At 66.2% G+C, this 16,681-nt stretch carries 21 protein-coding genes and 1 tRNA gene; 13 read left to right on the forward strand and 9 right to left on the reverse strand.

Annotated features, from left to right (window positions below):
- Positions 1–26: 26 nt before the first annotated feature.
- The 3 genes from N825_RS00185 (at position 27) to N825_RS00195 (ending at position 5,278) form a co-directional block, all read left to right on the forward strand.
- A complete protein-coding gene (locus tag N825_RS00185) occupies positions 27–3,095 on the forward strand; it encodes a cytochrome P460 family protein (protein ID WP_051511319.1) in 3,069 nt (1,022 codons plus the stop codon).
- 275 nt (positions 3,096–3,370) lie between these two features.
- A complete protein-coding gene (locus N825_RS00190) occupies positions 3,371–4,231 on the forward strand; it encodes an alpha/beta fold hydrolase (protein WP_037445800.1) in 861 nt (286 codons plus the stop codon).
- Between the two features lie 9 nt (positions 4,232–4,240).
- The gene (locus tag N825_RS00195) at positions 4,241–5,278 is read left to right on the forward strand and encodes an MBL fold metallo-hydrolase (RefSeq protein WP_051511320.1); all 1,038 of its coding nucleotides are present in this window, start codon (positions 4,241–4,243) and stop codon (positions 5,276–5,278) included.
- A 137-nt stretch (positions 5,279–5,415) separates the two neighbouring features.
- Here N825_RS00195 and N825_RS38580 read toward each other — a convergent pair whose 3' ends face one another.
- The 3 genes from N825_RS38580 to N825_RS00205 are packed head-to-tail and all read right to left on the reverse strand — an operon-like array spanning position 5,416 to position 6,268.
- Positions 5,416–5,580, reverse strand: coding sequence for a hypothetical protein (locus tag N825_RS38580; RefSeq protein ID WP_157618896.1), 165 nt, complete (start codon positions 5,578–5,580; stop codon positions 5,416–5,418).
- 20 nt (positions 5,581–5,600) lie between these two features.
- Positions 5,601–5,972: a HipA N-terminal domain-containing protein gene (locus N825_RS00200; protein WP_037445802.1), complete on the reverse strand. Its 372-nt coding sequence runs from the start codon at positions 5,970–5,972 to the stop codon at positions 5,601–5,603.
- Positions 5,969–6,268, reverse strand: coding sequence for a helix-turn-helix domain-containing protein (locus N825_RS00205; protein WP_037445803.1), 300 nt, complete (start codon positions 6,266–6,268; stop codon positions 5,969–5,971). The genes N825_RS00200 and N825_RS00205 overlap by 4 nt, the downstream gene beginning before the upstream one ends.
- Positions 6,269–6,422: 154 nt before the next feature.
- Here N825_RS00205 and N825_RS37640 point away from each other — a divergent pair, with 154 nt between their 5' ends.
- The gene (locus tag N825_RS37640) at positions 6,423–6,590 is read left to right on the forward strand and encodes a type II toxin-antitoxin system TacA family antitoxin (RefSeq protein WP_084164056.1); all 168 of its coding nucleotides are present in this window, start codon (positions 6,423–6,425) and stop codon (positions 6,588–6,590) included.
- 266 nt (positions 6,591–6,856) lie between these two features.
- Here the strand turns inward: N825_RS37640 and N825_RS00210 are convergent.
- Positions 6,857–6,931, reverse strand: a tRNA-Gly gene (locus N825_RS00210).
- Positions 6,932–7,095: 164 nt separating this feature from the next.
- Here N825_RS00210 and N825_RS00215 point away from each other — a divergent pair.
- The 5 genes from N825_RS00215 (at position 7,096) to N825_RS00235 (ending at position 10,033) form a co-directional block, all read left to right on the forward strand.
- Positions 7,096–7,644 carry a prolyl-tRNA synthetase associated domain-containing protein gene (locus tag N825_RS00215; RefSeq protein WP_051511322.1) on the forward strand — a complete coding sequence of 183 codons (549 nt, stop codon included), beginning with the start codon at positions 7,096–7,098 and terminating at the stop codon, positions 7,642–7,644.
- 102 nt (positions 7,645–7,746) lie between these two features.
- Entirely contained in the window at positions 7,747–8,673 is a 927-nt protein-coding gene (gene trxA / locus N825_RS00220; protein ID WP_245612955.1) for a thioredoxin, read from the forward strand.
- Entirely contained in the window at positions 8,670–9,335 is a 666-nt protein-coding gene (locus N825_RS00225) for an LON peptidase substrate-binding domain-containing protein (protein WP_037445804.1), read from the forward strand. The genes trxA and N825_RS00225 overlap by 4 nt, the downstream gene beginning before the upstream one ends.
- A 48-nt stretch (positions 9,336–9,383) precedes the next feature.
- A complete protein-coding gene (locus tag N825_RS00230; RefSeq protein ID WP_037445805.1) occupies positions 9,384–9,617 on the forward strand; it encodes a Trm112 family protein in 234 nt (77 codons plus the stop codon).
- A complete protein-coding gene (locus N825_RS00235; RefSeq protein ID WP_051511323.1) occupies positions 9,617–10,033 on the forward strand; it encodes a gamma-butyrobetaine hydroxylase family protein in 417 nt (138 codons plus the stop codon). Before N825_RS00230 ends, N825_RS00235 begins: the two co-directional genes overlap by 1 nt.
- Positions 10,034–10,042: 9 nt before the next feature.
- Here the strand turns inward: N825_RS00235 and N825_RS00240 are convergent, their stop codons facing one another.
- The 3 genes from N825_RS00240 to N825_RS00250 all read right to left on the reverse strand — a co-directional run bounded on the left by N825_RS00240 (position 10,043) and on the right by N825_RS00250 (position 12,242).
- On the reverse strand, positions 10,043–10,546 hold the full coding sequence (locus N825_RS00240) for a DinB family protein (RefSeq protein ID WP_037445807.1): 504 nt from the start codon (positions 10,544–10,546) through the stop codon (positions 10,043–10,045).
- Between the two features lie 131 nt (positions 10,547–10,677).
- Positions 10,678–10,896, reverse strand: coding sequence for a DUF1127 domain-containing protein (locus N825_RS37480; protein ID WP_037445808.1), 219 nt, complete (start codon positions 10,894–10,896; stop codon positions 10,678–10,680).
- Between the two features lie 185 nt (positions 10,897–11,081).
- Positions 11,082–12,242, reverse strand: coding sequence for a pyridoxal phosphate-dependent aminotransferase (locus N825_RS00250; protein WP_037445810.1), 1,161 nt, complete (start codon positions 12,240–12,242; stop codon positions 11,082–11,084).
- A 226-nt stretch (positions 12,243–12,468) separates the two neighbouring features.
- Here N825_RS00250 and N825_RS00255 point away from each other — a divergent pair, with 226 nt between their 5' ends.
- Complete coding sequence (locus N825_RS00255; RefSeq protein WP_037445812.1) at positions 12,469–12,870, forward strand: GFA family protein; 402 nt, start codon at positions 12,469–12,471, stop codon at positions 12,868–12,870.
- Positions 12,871–12,900: 30 nt separating this feature from the next.
- Here the strand turns inward: N825_RS00255 and htpX are convergent, their stop codons facing one another.
- Positions 12,901–13,851: a zinc metalloprotease HtpX gene (gene htpX, locus N825_RS00260; protein WP_037445814.1), complete on the reverse strand. Its 951-nt coding sequence runs from the start codon at positions 13,849–13,851 to the stop codon at positions 12,901–12,903.
- 138 nt (positions 13,852–13,989) lie between these two features.
- Here htpX and N825_RS00265 point away from each other — a divergent pair, with 138 nt between their 5' ends.
- From N825_RS00265 to N825_RS00275, 3 genes are all read left to right on the forward strand, one after another.
- Positions 13,990–14,205, forward strand: coding sequence for a succinate dehydrogenase assembly factor 4 (locus tag N825_RS00265; RefSeq protein WP_037445817.1), 216 nt, complete (start codon positions 13,990–13,992; stop codon positions 14,203–14,205).
- 150 nt (positions 14,206–14,355) lie between these two features.
- Complete coding sequence (locus N825_RS00270) at positions 14,356–14,811, forward strand: thermonuclease family protein (protein WP_037445819.1); 456 nt, start codon at positions 14,356–14,358, stop codon at positions 14,809–14,811.
- Positions 14,812–14,863: 52 nt separating this feature from the next.
- Entirely contained in the window at positions 14,864–15,571 is a 708-nt protein-coding gene (locus N825_RS00275; protein ID WP_157618897.1) for a hypothetical protein, read from the forward strand.
- Positions 15,572–15,589: 18 nt separating this feature from the next.
- On the opposite strand, the gene N825_RS00280 is transcribed toward N825_RS00275, so the two are convergent.
- Positions 15,590–16,642, reverse strand: a complete 1,053-nt coding sequence (locus tag N825_RS00280; protein WP_051511324.1) for a lysine-2,3-aminomutase-like protein — start codon at positions 16,640–16,642, stop codon at positions 15,590–15,592.
- Positions 16,643–16,681: the final 39 nt, after the last annotated feature.

Genomic DNA, 16,681 nt, shown 5'->3' on the forward strand with positions numbered 1-16,681 from the left:
TTGCCCTATCCGGAGAGTGTTCGCGGATGATTCCATTCCCCAAGTGCCGGCTCCCCAAGCTCCGGTTCCCCAAGCCCTCTCCGGTCGATCGCGCGATCCGGCGGAGCGTCGGCGTGCTCGCGCTATGCGGCCTGCTCGCCGCCGGGCCAGCGCTGGCGACACCCGCCTGCACCGCCGCCCAACCGGCGCCGCTGGTGCCGACCGACCCTGCGCTGTGCGCCTCGCTGGCCGACGCCGTGCGGAAGCCGGGCGACCTGCCGCTCGACCAGTACGAGGCGAAGCTGGGGGATTACCTGCGGAACTTCTGCCATCGCGACGAGAAGGCGGGATGGACGCGCGACAAGCGGGTGCGCGACACCGGCCCCTATACCGCCAGCCTCCAGGATGGCCAGTGGGTCGGCACCTATGCCGGCACCCACGCGCCGGTGGTGATCTGGTACTCGCCCGACATGGTGGAGTGGCTGAAGGTCAACCGTCCGTCGGACGAGGCGGCCACTCCCGTCGTGGCGGCTCCCGTCCCCGACGGCGCCATCATGGTCAAGGAGATGTTCCCGGCGCCAGCCGCCGCCTGCGCCGGGGTCGATCCGCTCAAGCTGCTGCCGACCAGCGGCGCCGCCGTCATGGTGCGCGACGCCAAGGCGTCCCATGACGGCTGGTTCTGGGGCTGGTTCGGCTGGAGCGGCTGGGCGCCGGACTATCCGCCGGGACCGACCAACCCGCTGCCCAACATGGGCTTCGGGCAGTACTGCCTGAACTGCCACGCCTCGGCCAAGTCCGAGCACACCTTCGCCAGCCTCAAGAACATGCTGGGCCAGCCGGGCCAGCCGCTGGTCTTCCTCAGCCAGGATTTCTTCGACGCCCCCTCGCCCGAGATCCACCACCGTCTGGTGGCCCTGCCGACCGACGACGCGAAGCGGCTGGGCCAACCCCAGTACGGCTACGACACCGATGTCACCACCGGCTTGAAGGTCGCGGGGCTGCCCAAGCCGACCTGGGAGACGGTGTCGAAGATGCCGTCCGAGACCTATGACAACGTCTGGGTCAAGGCCGGTGGTCCCAATGTCGCCAGCGAGTTCGTCACCTCCGACCAGTGCCTGGGCTGTCACGACGCCGGCAGCACCGGGCTCCAGTTCGACATGACCAAGCCGAACCCGCACGGCGCTAAGCTGCTGAACCTGTCGCCCTACGCCACGTGGTGGACCTCGCCGATGGGTCTGGCCGGCCGCGATCCGATCTTCTTCGCCCAGCTCGCCAGCGAGACGCAGACCTTCCACCCCGAGAGTTCGGAACTGGTCCAGAACACCTGCCTGGGCTGCCACGGCATCCTCGGCCAGCGGCAGTTCTCGATCGACACGTTCAAGGAGACCGGCAAGTGCCAGAACTTCCTGCGCACCTTCGCCGACGCCGTGCCGTTCCCGGCCGGCAACCCGACCGCCGGCCACGCGACCTATGGCGCGCTGGCGCGTGACGGCGTGTCCTGCACCTCGTGCCATCGTATGGCGCTGGGGGCGGAGGCCACGGCCCAGTTCAAGGACGCGCCGCAGAACGCCTGTATCGACGAGCGCCAAGCCTTCCTGAACCCGGACGCCACGGGATTCGCCAAGACCTTCACCGGCAGCTTCCTGGTCGGTCCGCCCGACAAGATCTATGGCCCCTTCAAGGACCCCAAGGTCAAGCCGATGGAACAGGCGCTGGGCAACACGCCGGAATACCACGCGGCCATCAAGAATTCCGAGACCTGCGGCACCTGCCACACCGTCCACCTGCCGGTGCTGGACAAGGGCGCGGTGATCGGCCACGTCTATGAGCAGACCACATATCCGGAGTGGGCGTTCAGCGCGTACCGCACCGGCGAGGGGGTCGACGGCAAGCTGCCCGGCGGCGCCGGATCGCTGGCGGCGAGCTGCCAGGACTGCCACATGCCCAGCCGCGACGCCAACGGCAAGCCATACCGGAGCAAGATCGCCAGCATCCAGGAATACTCCAACTTCCCGCAGGCGGAGAACAACCTGGGTCCGGAGGATATCGACCTGCCGGTGCGCGACGGCTTCGCCCAGCACACGCTGGTCGGACTGAACGTCTTCTTCACCAAGATGGCGCAGCAATTCCCCGATATCCTCGGCATCCGCACCCAGGACCCCATGCTGGTGTCCAAGGGCGTCGATCCGCTGATCCGAACGGAACAGGCGATGCTCGACCAAGCCTCCGCCGGGACGGCCGCCATCGCGGTGACCGGCGTCAAGACGGAGGGCGGCACCCTCAACGCCACCGTCGCGGTGACCAGCAAGACGGGGCACAAGCTGCCGTCGGGCGTGGGTTTCCGCCGCGCCTTCATCGAGTTCGACGTGCTCGACGCCAACGGCGCCGTGCTGTGGGCCTCGGGCCGGACCAACGGGGCCGGCGTGATCGTGGACGCGGCGGGCAAGCCGGTCGCGGGCGAGCTGTGGTGGAAGGACGACTGCTCCGGCCGGACCGATGGCGGCAAGCTGGCGCACCAGCCGCATTTCCAGGTGGTCAGCCGCCAGGATCAGGCGCAGATCTACCAGGAGCTGGTGACGGCGCCCCCGGCCGGCGTGACGCCGACGAAGACGGCCTCGGCGGCGAAGGCGGCCCCCGTGTGCGGCGAGGGCGTCAAGCCGACGGGAGAGTTCACCACCAGCTTCCTGTCGATCTGCGGCGACGTTAAGGACAACCGCATCCTGCCCCACGGTTTCCTGAAGCTGGAGGAGCGGTTGAAGATCTCGGAGGCGCTGGGTGCCGGCAAGGACCTCGCGGAGGATGTCGGCTCCACCGCCGTCGGCGACGATCCCGACTATGTCGACGGCGGCGGCGACAGCTTGGTCTACGCCGTGCCGTTGGCCGACATCAAGGGCACGCCGGCGTCGGTCCAGGCGACGCTCTATTATCAGGCGATACCGCCCTATTACCTGCAGGACCGCTTCTGCACCGCCAAGGGCGCCGACACCGAACGCCTCTACTTCCTCGCCGGCCACCTCAACCTGGACGGCACCGAGGCGGCGGACTGGAAGCTGAAACTGGTCGGCACCGGAGCGGTGTCGGTGACCGGAACCTCGGCGGCGGCGGTCGTGAAGTGACGTGAGTGGAGGGGCTGGGCGGTGGCGGGTGCCGCCGCCTGGCCTTTCCACCCGCCTGGATTTCCGATTGCCTGGACTTGTGAGGTTCCGTCACGGCGATGTGGTGCTGGGACGGATCCCGCCAAGCCGCGCCGCCAAAGTTAGGCGCGGTTCCGTCCAAAACGCGCACGGAACGGCAAGACGATCCGTCCGCCAAGCGATTGCATGCTCCGTTCCACGACCGGCAAGCCGTCAGGCTCACCCAGGCCCGGTCGCCCAGGACAGAACGGGGCCCCATGAACGTCGCTCATCGAACCATCCGCGCCAATGGCATCCGGCAACACTTCCTCGAGGCGGGCTCCGGGCCGCCCGTCGTCCTGCTGCACGGCTTTCCCGAAACAAGTTATGCGTGGCGATACCAGATCCCGGTCTTGGCCGAACGCTTCAGGGTGATCGCTCCCGATCTTCGCGGCTACGGCGAGACCGACAAGCCGGCGGCCGGATACGACAAGAGGACGATGGCGCGGGATCTCGTGGAGCTTCTCGCGGCGCTTGGGATCGAGAGGATCGCGCTGGTCGGGCATGACCGGGGCGCCCGCGTCGCGACGCGTTTCGCGAAGGATCACCTGGGGCTGCTGGACCGGCTGGTGGTGATGGACAATGTCCCGACGCGGATCGTGGCGCGCTCCATGAACGCGGCGACGGCGCGGGCCTACTGGTTCTTCCTGTTCCATCTCGTGCCCGACCTGCCGGAGGCGCTGATCGCCGGACGCGAGGATATCTGGCTCAGGCACTTCTTCTCGGACTGGTGCTTCAATCCGCACGCGATCTCCGGAGCCGACTTCGACACCTATGTCGCCGCCTACCGCGCTCCGGGAGCGGTGCGCGGCGCGATGGCGGATTACAGGGCGAGCTCGCAGGACATCGAACAGGATACGGCGGATGCCGATGTCCGGATCGCTTGTCCGGTGCTGTCGCTGTGGGGCGCCGATTTCGGCGCGGTGGCGCAGACCTTCGACATGGCCGCCGTCTGGGCGGAAATGGCGGACGACCTCCGTACCCACGCGATCGAGCGCTGCGGGCATCTGCCGCACGAGGAGCGGCCGGATCGGGTCAACGAGCTTCTCCTGGACTTTCTCGAAGGCTGGAACGGATAGGCGTCGGTGATGGAACGGGCACATCAATTGTTTCTGGGGTTCGCCCTCGGCCTCACGGCCGCGTGGTTGGCCTTGCCCGCGGCTCCGGCGATCGCCAAGGCGCCGATGGTCGCGTCGCAGGCGCCGGGTTTCTATCGCATGAGTCTGGGTGGCATCGAGATCACGGCATTGCTCGATGGGACGCACACGTTCCCCGTCGCCGCCGTGATGCAGGCGCCGCCCGAGGCTCCCGGCCCTGTCAGGCGGCTTCTCACCCAGGCCCGTCCGGGCGAGGTGGAGGCGCGTCTGGCCGCCGAGGCGCTGGAGATGCCGTTGGAAGGATCGATCAACGCCTTTCTGATCAACACGGGCGACCGGCTGGTTCTGATCGACAGCGGAGCCGGCGACCTCTATGGCGTCTGTTGCGGCAAGCTGCGGGCCAACATGGAAGCCGCCGGATACCGGCCGGAGGATGTCGATGACGTCCTGCTGACCCACCTCCACGCCGATCATGTCGGCGGACTGATGCGGGATGGAAAACCGGTCTTTCCCACGGCGACGATCCATGTCAGCCGCACCGACGAGGATTACTGGCTGAACCCGGATAACGAGACCGCCGCACCGGCCTTCCTCCACCCGATGTTCGAGGGCGCCCGCCAAGTGCTGAAACCCTATCTGGACGCTGGCCGGGTCAAACCCTTCGATTATGGTCCCGAGGTCCTGCCGGGCATCACGCCGATGGCGACGCCGGGCCACACGCCCGGTCACTCGTCCTATGCGGTGCGCGCGGGCGACGAGACCTTCATCGTCTGGGGCGACATCGTCCATGTGGCACCGATCCAGTTTCCCGATCCCGCGATCACCGTGACCTACGACAACAATGGCGACCTCGCGGAAGCCCAGCGTGGGAAGCTCTTCGCCCACACGGCGCGGCACATGATCTGGGTCGGCGCCGCGCACATTTCCTTTCCAGGGATCGGCCATATAGCACTTCGCGACGGCAAGTTCGGGTGGCTGCCGACGAACTACACGACGGAGTTTGCCGCACAAGCTCCAGGTGGACGATAGGCGGCGGACGGGAGCGCCGCGATCAAAGTGGTGAATGCGGTGGACCCACCAGTTGATTCGGTCGCTGACACTCACCGGAAGATCGCTGGTACCATCCTGTTTGCTGGCCCTCGATCACAGCGGACCAGCCTTCGCGCTCAACCCGCCAGCATCCGGGCGCGGAGGTCGGCTCTGGTTGCCATGACCGCCGTCACGCGTTCGGTCAGCGGATGGTTCAGTCCGTCCGCTTCGGCGCTGCTTTGGGCTTCGGCGGCGTGCCGGGGTAGCGTGTCGGCTAGCTCCCTCACGCGGGTGAGGACCAATTCCGGCTCCAGTCCGAGTTTCAGGGCGAGCTTGCGCCTTTCCCATCCCCGAGTAGCGCGTCGACGCGGTCCGGTGTCGCGAACTGGACAGGTCCGGCGCAGTCCTCTCCGACATGGGTGATCAGGGCGAACGGATTCCGGGCGAAGACCTGGAAGCGCCTGGCCCAGCGGTCGAGCACCATCGCGTTGTCCGGGAGCAGTCCCCACAGGAAAGCCTCGACCGGGCGGTGAGCGTGTCGCGGGTCTATCATCGGTATGGATAGCGAAAGCGGATAGGCGCCGGCCGCGTCGCGCCAGTCTTGATCGTGGATGAAGCTGAGCCTGCCGCGCTGGTCATGCCTGACCGTTCCAAGCACCCGGCCCGCCGCGACCCCGACGAGTTCCTGGGTCACGACGGGTCCTTCGCGAGGTCGGCGAGGAGTTCATCGATGTCGACCGTGGGAATGACGTTGGCGCTTGGGACTCGGGTTTCCGGTGGAATGCTTGTGCCGATGTGGAGCTCCAGTCCCAAGGCGCCGAGCGTGCGCAGGATCAGGCCGATCTCCGCGCGCGGCTTGCCCTTCTCGATCTCCACGAGCCATTGGCGGCTGACCTTGACGCGACGGGCAAGTTCCTCCTGACCCAAGCCCAGGGTGCGGCGCCGCTCGCGGATGATCAGGCCGATGTCGGTGGCGTTCTGGATCAACATGCTTTGGTTCGCAGGAGTGTCAGCGAACGGTGACAATATACGGAAGTCGGCGTTCGGTGACAAATCGGGAAGACGATTTGCCGCGTATGCTTCCTAAATCATATGGTTTGAATTGTATGTCCAAGTGACATCCATTTGATCATGGAGGTCATTCATGGGCATGGTGGGAAAAAGGACAATCATCGAGCACGAAACCCTGACACTGTCCGAACAGGATCGCGCGGCGTTTTTCGAATCTTTGATCAATCCACTAGAACCAAACGATCGTTTGCGGCGAGCCTTCGTCGATCATGGCCGGAGATTGGGATCAACTCGTGAATGACGACGTCTCCATGTGAGGACCTGAGTATTCGTTTGCTGGATGAGGGGCATGATCGCGCCTTTTTCACCTGTGGCGAAGGACTTCCCAAGGACAGCGGCTTGGCTACACATTGGTGGCCGACGCCCTATGCCGAGCTTTCGCCAGCGCCGCGACGGTGGGATCGTCGATGGTGGTGCGATGAGGTGTCTTGATCCAGCCAGCCAACCTGAACGCAAAAAAGCGCCCAACAGGGCGCTCGCGGACTTACGGATCATCATCTGGGAAACTGGAGCGGGCGAAGGGATTCGAACCCTCGACCCCAACCTTGGCAAGGTTGTGCTCTACCCCTGAGCTACGCCCGCATTGGCGGCTGGTCCGGGTTGTGACCAGCGGTGAGCGTGGATAATACGGATGCCGGAACCCTTTGCAAGGCTCTTTTTTCGAATCTTCCGCGACGGTTTGCGCACCCGCTGGATCGGGCTATAACAGCGCCGCCTTATTTCGCCGGACCAGCGAGGTTTCCGCCATGCCCGACCAGACCGAGCCCAACCAGACGGGGCCCGACCAGACAGAGTCCCAGCAGCCGCCGACCTCGCCGGAACAGCTCGTGGCCTATCTGGAGGGGCTGGGGATCGCGACCACGACCCACAGCCATCCGCCGGTGTTCACGGTGGAGGAGGCCCAGGCGTTGCGTGGGACCTTGCCGGGCGGGCATTGCAAGAACCTGTTCCTGAAGGACAAGAAAGGCCGCCTGTGGCTTGTCGTCGCGTTGGAGGACAGCGCGATCGACCTCAAGACCCTGGACAAGAAGATCGGCGCCGCGCGGCTGTCGTTCGGCAACGCCGACTTGCTGTGGCAGGTGCTGGGCGTGCGGCCGGGATCGGTGACGCCGTTCGCCGCGATCAACGACACGGAACACCGCGTCACCGTGGTGCTGGAGCAGGCGATGATGGCGCACGACCTGCTGAACTACCATCCGCTGGACAATGGCCGGACGACCGCGATCCGCTCGGCCGATCTGGTCAAGTTCCTCTCCGCCACCGGGCACGACGCGGTGGTGGCGGATCTGGCCTGACGGGCCGGTGGCCTTGCTGGATAAAGCCCAAGGCCTCATCTAAAAACGGCCGAGCCAAACACGCATTTCGAACAGCCAGCTTCCAAAGAACAGGACGTCCCCATGCAGACCATGTTCAACGCGCCCGGCGCCGGACCCAAGCCCGGAGCCGACCTGATCAAGGACACCACCGACCAAGCCTTCATGGCCGACGTCATGGAGGTGTCGCGGACGGTGCCGGTCATCGTCGACTTCTGGGCGCCCTGGTGCGGCCCGTGCAAGCAGTTGGGGCCGATGCTGGAGAAGACCGTCAATGCCGCCAAGGGCGCCGTGAAGATGGTCAAGATCAACATCGACGAGAACCCGCAGATCGCCGGACAGCTCCGCATCCAGTCGATCCCGGCGGTCTACGCCTTCTTCCAGGGCCGGCCGGTCGATGGTTTCGTCGGCGCCCAGCAGGAATCGCAGATCAAGCAGTTCGTCGATCGGTTGATCAAGCTGGGCGGCGCCGGCGCCGATGACGGCGGGCTCCAGGAGGCGCTGGACGCCGCCGCCCAAGCCTTGGAAGCGGGGGACGCCGCGACCGCCAGCGACATCTACGGCCAGATCCTGGAGGTCGAGCCGACCAATGTCGCGGCCTATGCCGGGCTGATCCGCTGCCTGATCGCGGCGGAGGACCACACCCGCGCTCGCCAGATGCTGGATGGCGCCGCGCCCGAGATGGCCAAGGCCCCCGAACTGGCCGCCGTCCGCAGCGCGCTGGACCTGGCCGAGCAGAGCGCCGCCGCCGGTCCCGTCGGCGACCTGATGGACAAGCTGGCCCGCGACCCCAACGACCACCAGACCCGCTTCGATCTCGCGATGGCGCTCTACGCCAGCAACAAGCGCGAGGAGGCGGTGGACGAACTGCTGGAGATCGTGCGGCGCGACCGGGAGTGGAACGAACAGCAGGCCCGCAAGCAGCTGGTGAAATTTTTCGAGGCTTTTGGGCCAACCGATAAGCTGACCCTCATGGCAAGACGGAAGTTGTCATCTATCTTATTTTCATGAGCCCAAACCCGTTCGACCCAACACACGACCAACTGCCGGAAATCGTTCCGATTTTTCCGCTCACCGGGGTATTGCTGCTGCCCCGGGGCAAGTTGCCGCTGAACATCTTCGAGCCTCGCTATCTCGCGATGACCGACGACGCGCTGGCTGGCAACCGGATGATCGGCATCATCCAGCCGTCGGACCCCTTGAGCCGCGCCAGCGTGCCGCCGGTCTACCCGATCGGCTGCGCGGGCAGGATCACCAGCTTCAGCGAAACCGAAGACGGTCGCTATCTGATCACCCTGACGGGGGTCAGCCGCTTCGAGATCGCGCGTGAAATGCCGATCCAGCGCGGCTACCGCCGGGTCGCGGCGTCATGGGAGCGGTTCGTCGACGATCGGGACGAGCCGGGTCCGGCGCTGTTCGACCGGGCGCGGCTGGTGGAGGGGTTGCGGAGCTATTTCAGGATCCAGGGCATCTCGGCCAACTGGGACGCGATCGAGCAGACGCCGGATGAACGGCTGGTGACGTCGCTCAGCATGATCTGCCCGTTCGAGCCGTCGGAGAAGCAGGCCCTGCTGGAATGCCCGACGCTGTCGGAGCGGGCGGGCATGATGATCGCGATCATTGAAATGTCTATGTTGGACAAGCGCGACGGCGATACCATGGCGAGGCATTGATCCGGACCGCGCCGTCCGGATCTTCGGTTCAGGTGAGGGGTTGAGGACGTGAGCGATACCAAAACGGGTTCGACGGCCAAGGTCGATCCGAAACTTCTGGAGATCCTGGTCTGTCCTTTGACCAAGGGGCCCTTGAGCTACGACGCGGCCGCCCAGGAGCTGATAAGCGAGCGGGCGGGTCTGGCCTATCCGATCCGTGACGGCATCCCCATCATGCTGGTGGACGAGGCCCGCACCTTGGACTCCGACAACGCCCATCCGGCCAAGCTGGCGGGTCACTGATGGCGCCGGGCGATCCCGGGAACGCCAAAGAGGCCTTCGCCACCGATCCGTTCGGGACCCAACACTGGCCTGTGGAAGTTCGGCTGAAGAAGGCGGAAAAGCGGCTGGAGATCACGTTCGACGACGGACGCGCCTTTTCACTGCCGGCCGAACTGCTGCGCGTCGAGAGCCCGTCCGCCGAGGTCCAGGGGCACGCTCCGAGCCAGAAGCAGGTCGTTTCCGGGCGCCGGCATGTCGGCATCATGGGGCTGGAGCCGGTCGGCAACTACGCGCTCCGCATCCAGTTCGACGACATGCACGACAGCGGCATCTTCTCCTGGAAATACCTGTACGAGATGGGTGAGCGCCAGGGCGAGCTTTGGGCGACCTATCTCCAGGAATTGGAGAAGCGGGGCCTCAAGCGCGATCCGCGATAAGCCCTCCCGTCAGCCGGTGGCCCGCTCGCGCAGGAAATAGATCAGGTCGAGCGTGGGCGGTGGCACCGGGGACTGCGACAGCAGGCCATGCGCCTGTCCGCGGTGATGGGTCTGGTGGTTGAACATGTGCGATAGCACCCAGGTCACCTGCGTCCTGAATTCCGTGCCCGTCGAGTTTCGATAGACCACGTCGCGCGAAAGGCTGTCGGCGTCGTGGCTTTCGACCATTTCAAGGATGTCACGGTCCAGCGCCTCGCGCGCGGCGGTCAACTCCGGCAGATCCTCGAACAGGATCTGATCCAGCTTGGTGCCGTCGGGTGGCGTGCCGCGCAGGCGTCCCAGCCAGATGCGGTCGGCGACCAGGATGTGGTTGAGGGTGCCTGGGATCGAGCCGAAGAAAGCCTGCCGGGACGCGCGGTACTCGGCGTCGGGCAGGGCGGCGCAGGCTGCGTAAAGCCGCGTGTTGGCCCAAGCGTTGTAGTGGGCGAAGGTGTGGAAGTGTTCTGGCGTCATGATCGATACCCCGGGAATCCAAAAGCCGCGCCCATTATAAGCGCGGCCTGTCGGATTGATCCCCCCTCGAACCCGGATTCGGGCCTGGGGGATCGGGTATGCGTCCCGCCGGTGGGCGGGTTTGGCCGTCGTTAGGCGCGCCAGAAGGGCTTAGATGCTTCCGTCTGGGCTTCCAGGTCGCTCAGGCCGATGTCGCGCAGCATGTGTCCGTCGAGCTCCATCAGCTCGCGCCGGGAGACGATGCGGTACTTCCAAGTTTTCAGGGTGTCGGTCATCCGCTGGATAAGGTCAGCGGAAGAATCGGCCGAACGTCGACCGGCGTAACCGGGCGTGCGAACTGCCAGGGCCATGATGTGAGTCCTCAGATGATTAAGGCCGGCTGTCCTCAGCCGGCCATCGTTGCTTGTGAACGGGAATATGGTGTCCTACCGCACTTGCGAGAAGTGCGGCTTCCACATGGTTGACATGAAGCCATGCCATGGCTGGTTAATCTGCCGTTAACCATAATTTCGTTAACGGCGCGGATCCCGCGTCGCTAGCGCAGGATCGGGATCAGCCGGTCCATCGCCTGGGTCAGGCATTCCGGCGAACTGGCGAAGCACAGGCGCAGATAGCCCTCGCCACCCTCGCCGAAGGCGGCGCCGGGGGCCAGGCCGACCAGGGCCTCGTCCACGATCCGCTTGGCGAGTTCCAGGCTGTCGCCGGCGCCCTCGACCGAGAAGAAGGCGTAGAAGGCGGCGTCGGGACGCTGGACGCGGACGCGGGGCAGGCTCTCCAGGGCGCCGCAGACGATGTCGCGGCCGGTGCGGCAGCGCTCGACCATCTCGGCCACGAATGGCTCGCCCTGCTCCAAGGCCGCGAGCCCGGCCTTCTGGATGAATCCGGCGACTCCCGAGGTGTTGAACTGGGTCATCTTCTCGAAGATGGGACCCATCCCGGCCGGAGCGATCACCCAGCCGAGCCGCCATCCCGTCATCGCCCAGTTCTTGGAGAAGCTGTTGATCACCAGCAGCTTGTCCACAGGCTCGGACACGTCCAGGAAGGACGGCGCGCGGTCGGCGTTGAAGACCAGCCTGGAATAGACCTCGTCGGCCATGACCCACAGCCCGCGCTCTCGGGCGAACTCCATGATGCGGCGCTGGTCCTCGGTCCCGATCGTCCAGCCCGTGGGATTGCACGGCGAGTTGATGAAGATCATCCGGGTGCGGGGTCCGCAGGCCTCGAACAGGCGGCCCAGGTCCAGGTGCCAGCGTCCGTTCTCCAGCGCCAGCGGCACCTGCCGGACCACGCCTCCCATGATCTTGATGCTGGCGAACACGTTCGGCCACACCGGCGAGACCACCACGACCTCGTCGCCGGCGTCGATCAGGCTCTGCATCGACAAGGCGATGGCCGCCATGCCGGAACCAGTCACGGTGATCCGGTCGACGCCGACGGGAACGCCGTAGGTCCGCTGGTGATAGGTGGACAGGGCCTCGCGCAGCTCCGGCAGGCCGCGCTGCCAGGTGTAGAAGACATGCCCCTCGCGCATGGCCTGATACGCGGCGTCCATGATGAACCCCGGAGTCGGCACGTCGCCCTCGCCGAACCACAGCGGGATCATGCCATCTCGGCCCCTGCCGTAATTGGCGACGACGCCGATCAGGCTGGCGGGCAAGGCGCTGATGGCGGGGCGGATATCGGGGCCGGATGTCATGGGCGTGTCAACCGTGTTGGGGAAGCCGTGTCGTGGGACGGGAGTTCGGGGAGGGAGTTGGTTGGGAGCGCCAACCGTCATACTGCGGCCCTCATGCTTTGTATAGCGCGCCTCGGCATGAATTCCTCTCATGCCGGCATGAGAATCCCTCTGTTGAACCATCGGGCGGCACGGACGATTCTCACGATGAGCTTGGCTTTCGAGCCATCCAGGGAGGAAATCAAGGATGAGCGACGCGATCCACGAGGGCGGCTGCCTGTGCGGCTCGGTCCGGTATCGGACGACCGGAGCGCCCAACGACACCAACATCTGCTACTGCACCCAGTGCCAGAAACAGACCGGAGCACCCTTGCCGGCCTTCGCCAGCTTCCCGCTGACCCAATTCGAACTGATCTCCGGCGAACTCGGCGGCTATCGGGCGTCGGATTTCGCGACGCGCGAGTTCTGCCCGAAATGCGGCTCGGCGCTGTTCTGGCGGCGCGACGGCGCCGATTACGTGTCGATCTGCCTGGGTGGGTTCGATGATCCGTCCGACTTCCCGACGCCGAAATACGAGATCTGGACCGATCACCGGATCAAGTGGCTGACCAACATTCCCGGCGTCGACTCGTATCCCGGCGACAACTGAGCCTTTCGGGTAACCTTTCGGCGGCGGTTCTCACTGCCCCCAGGGTCCGCCCGCGGAGGGGCCGCCACCGCCCATTCCCTTACCCCAGGGGCTTTGCCCCGCGCTGGGCGCGAAACCGGCCGAGCCGGCCACCGCCGGACCCGCCATCAGACGCAGGCGGCGCACCCGCTCCTCCGTCGCGGGGTGGGTGCGGAACAGGCCGTCGACCGAGCGGGAATGCAGCGGGTTGATGATGAACAGGTGGGCGGTCGCGGGATTGTTCTCGGCCTGGACATTGTCGATCCGCGAGGCACCCTCCTGGATCTTGACCAGGGCGTTCGCCAGCCAGAGCGGGCGGCCGCAGATCTCGGCGCCGATCTTGTCGGCCTCGTATTCCCGCGTGCGGCTGATCGCCATCTGGACCAGCATCGCGGCGAGGGGCGCCAGGAACACCATCAGCACCGTGCCGATCATCCCCAGCGGATTGTTGCGGTTGCCGTTGTTGCCACCGAAGAAGAAGGCGAAATTGGCCAGCATCGAGATGGCGCCGGCGATCGTCGCGGTCACCGTCATGATCAGGGTGTCGCGGTTCCGGACATGGGCCAACTCGTGGGCCATCACACCGGCGATCTCCTCGTTGTCGAGGCGGCGCAGCAGTCCGGTGGTCGCGGCGACCGCCGCGTTCTCGGGGTTGCGGCCGGTGGCGAAGGCGTTGGGCTGGTCGTTCTCGATGATGTAGACCTTGGGCATCGGCAGGCCGGCGCGCTGCGACAGTTGCCTCACGAGACCGTGGAACTGCGGCGCCGTGGTGCCATCGACCTCGCGGGCGCCATACATCCGCAGGACCATCTTGTCGGCGTTCCAGTACGCAAACAGGTTGGTGCCGACCGCGAACAGCAGCGCCATCACCATGCCGCCCTGGCCTCCGATCAGGTAGCCAATCACGAGAAACAGGGCGGTCATGCCGGCCAGCAGGGTCGCGGTGCGGAAATAGCTCGTCATGATGGATATCCCAAGGCGGCCTCCCACGGCGATCGCCGGCCGGCGGGAGGTCCAAAGTCGAAGACACCCGATATGTGACGCCGCCGCCGCGCGCTTCAAGGCTTGGCTGGACGTGTCGCCGGGGCCATATCCCGTGACATGACCAAGATCGAAATCCAGGCCGTCCCCCCGGCCGATCCTTCCGCCGCGGCCGCCGAAGCCGCCGCGCCGAAGTCCACGCCCGAATCCACGACAATCGAGCCCGTGACGCCCGGCGTCTCCGTCCAGAAGCCCGGCGAGATCGGCGGTCCGCGCGGACCGGAGCCGACACGGTACGGCGATTGGGAGAGCAAAGGGCGCTGCACGGATTTTTAATAGGTTCTCCGTCCCTGCATACATCGGAATTCATATGACATACGATAGCAGGTAGGAGATTGAACCTAATTAGCTTGAGTGCTTCCTATCGTTCAAGTATCCTTCCGATAGGCGGGTGATTCCACCCGCCGCTTTGTTGGACCTACTCCCGTGCGCTCGCGTCTCGTCGCCTCCGCCTTGTTTCTGTGCTCCCTCGCCGCCGTGTCGCCCTCCCTGGCGGCGGATCGGATGCCGGGACCCCTGACCGGTGTGGTCACCCAGGTGTTCGACGGAGACACGATCGAGGTGCGGATCGCGGTCTGGCTGGACCAGGAGATCGTCACGCGGGTCCGGATCGAGGGCATTGACACGCCGGAGAAGCGCGGCAAGTGCCAGCGCGAAAAGGACATGGCCGAACAGGCCCGCCAGATGACGGAGTCGCTGGTGGCGGAGCCTATCGTCATCCTACGTGACATCCAGCACGACAAATATGGTGGCCGCGTGCGCGCCCGTGTCTCCACCCTGGACGGACAGGATCTTGGCCAGCGCCTGATCGAAGCCGGTCTCGCCCGGCCCTATCGCGGCGAGGCCCGCCAGCCCTGGTGTTCGGTGGCACAGCTGCCTTAGAGGGTGCGTCGAGGGATCGCCCCCCTCATGAAAAATGGGAACATCCCGGTAAGTGACTCGTTTGTCAAACCGTGCGGCGTTCATGCGCCGCCGTCTCGACAGCGAGGAGAAGACCATGCGCATGCCACGCTTCCGGGCCCTGACGGCCGGATTGACCTGCGCCATGATCGCGTTCGGGACGACCGGCGCCGTGGCCCAGACGACCATGACTCAGGACAGTCCCGTCCAAACGCGGCCCACCCCGCCCGCGACCAAGCAGGATGCCGTGACGGCCCCCGCCCCGCCGGAAGCGGGGTTCGACGTGATCGTGCTTGGTGTCATGAAGGGATCGTCACCCGAGGATTTCAGCCGCCAAGTGATCGAGGCGCTGCCGGCGCAACTCAAGGATCCCCAGACCAACTTCACGTCCGGCGTCGGCTTCAAGCGCGACAAGGACTACCGGATGGTTATCGCCTTCCATGGCGAGGAGATGGTCGAGGCCTCGACGCTCTGCACCAGCACCAACGACGTCGCCGCCGTGCCGCCGCCGGAGAATAGTGACCTGATGGCGGCGACGCGGATCACCGCCGCCTTCTGCGACGGCGGCCAGCCGCTCAACACGGCGACCGACCGCATGGTCGGCAGCGTCTCGCCAGGGCAGGCGGGTTTCCGGTTCATGGTCAGCGATGTCGCCAAGCAACTGTTTCCCGACGGGTTCGGCACCATTCCCGGCACCATCAGCGCCCAGCCGCCCGGGACCATGGTCAGGCCGATCGAGTAGCGGCCCGAAATGGCCGGCCTAGCCTCGCTTGGGTGGATAGGCGTGGCGGTTGCCTTGGTAGTCCTCGACGGTGTGGCCGGTCCCGGCGTCGCCCGTGAGATAGTCGGGGCCGACCGGGGCCTTGCCATGGCCGCCCGGGATGTCGAGCACGTAGGTCGGCTGGCAAAGCCCGGAAACCCTGCCGCGCAGCCGCTTCATGAGGCGTCGGCCATCGTCCAGGCTGGTCCGGAAGTGGCTGGTGCCCGGCGCGAGATCGCCGTGGTGCAGGTAGTAGGGTTTGACGCGGGCGCGGACCAAACCCCGGAACAGCGCCTCCAACACGGCCGCGTCGTCGTTGACGCCCCGCAGCAGCACGGTCTGGCCGACCAGGGGGATGCCGGCGTCGGCCAGCCGGGCGAGCGCGGCCTTGGCCTCGCCGGTCAGTTCGTCGGGATGGTTGCAGTGGACGGCCAGCCAGACCGCGGTGTCGGCGGCCTTGAGCGAGGCGACCAGCGCGTCGTCGACCCTCGCGGGGTCGGCGACCGGCACGCGGCTGTGCAGCCGGATGACTCCGACATGGGGCATGGCGTCCAGCGCGGCGACGATCGCGGCGAGCCGGCGGGGCGCCAGCATCAGCGGGTCGCCGCCGGTCAGGATGACTTCCCAGATCTCCTCGCGGGAAGCGATGTAGGACAGGGCCGCCGCCAGTTCCTCGCCGTCCAGGGCCTCACCGCCAGGGCCGACCATCTCGCGGCGGAAGCAGAACCGGCAATAGACCGGGCAGGCGTGCAGCGCCTTCAGAAGCACCCGATCCGGATAGCGGTGGACGATGCCCTTGACGGGGGAGTGCGCCCCGTCGCCGATCGGGTCGGCCAGTTCCTCGGGCAGGGTCTCCAACTCGCTGGTGGAGGGCAGGTACTGGCGGGCGAGCGGCCCGGTCGGATCGGCGCCGTCCAGCTGGCCGAGGACATGGGGGGTGACGGCGATGGCGTAACGGTCGGCGACGCGGCCGAGGGCGGCCGCACGCTCCGGCGTCAGGGCCCCGGCGGCGACCAGGCCATCCAGGCCGCGGACCGTCGCGGTGCTTTTCATGATCGGCAACTCGTGCTGAACTCCGCCAGTCAAACGTCA

The sequence above is a fragment of the Skermanella stibiiresistens SB22 genome, from assembly GCF_000576635.1.
Lineage (GTDB): Bacteria > Pseudomonadota > Alphaproteobacteria > Azospirillales > Azospirillaceae > Skermanella > Skermanella stibiiresistens.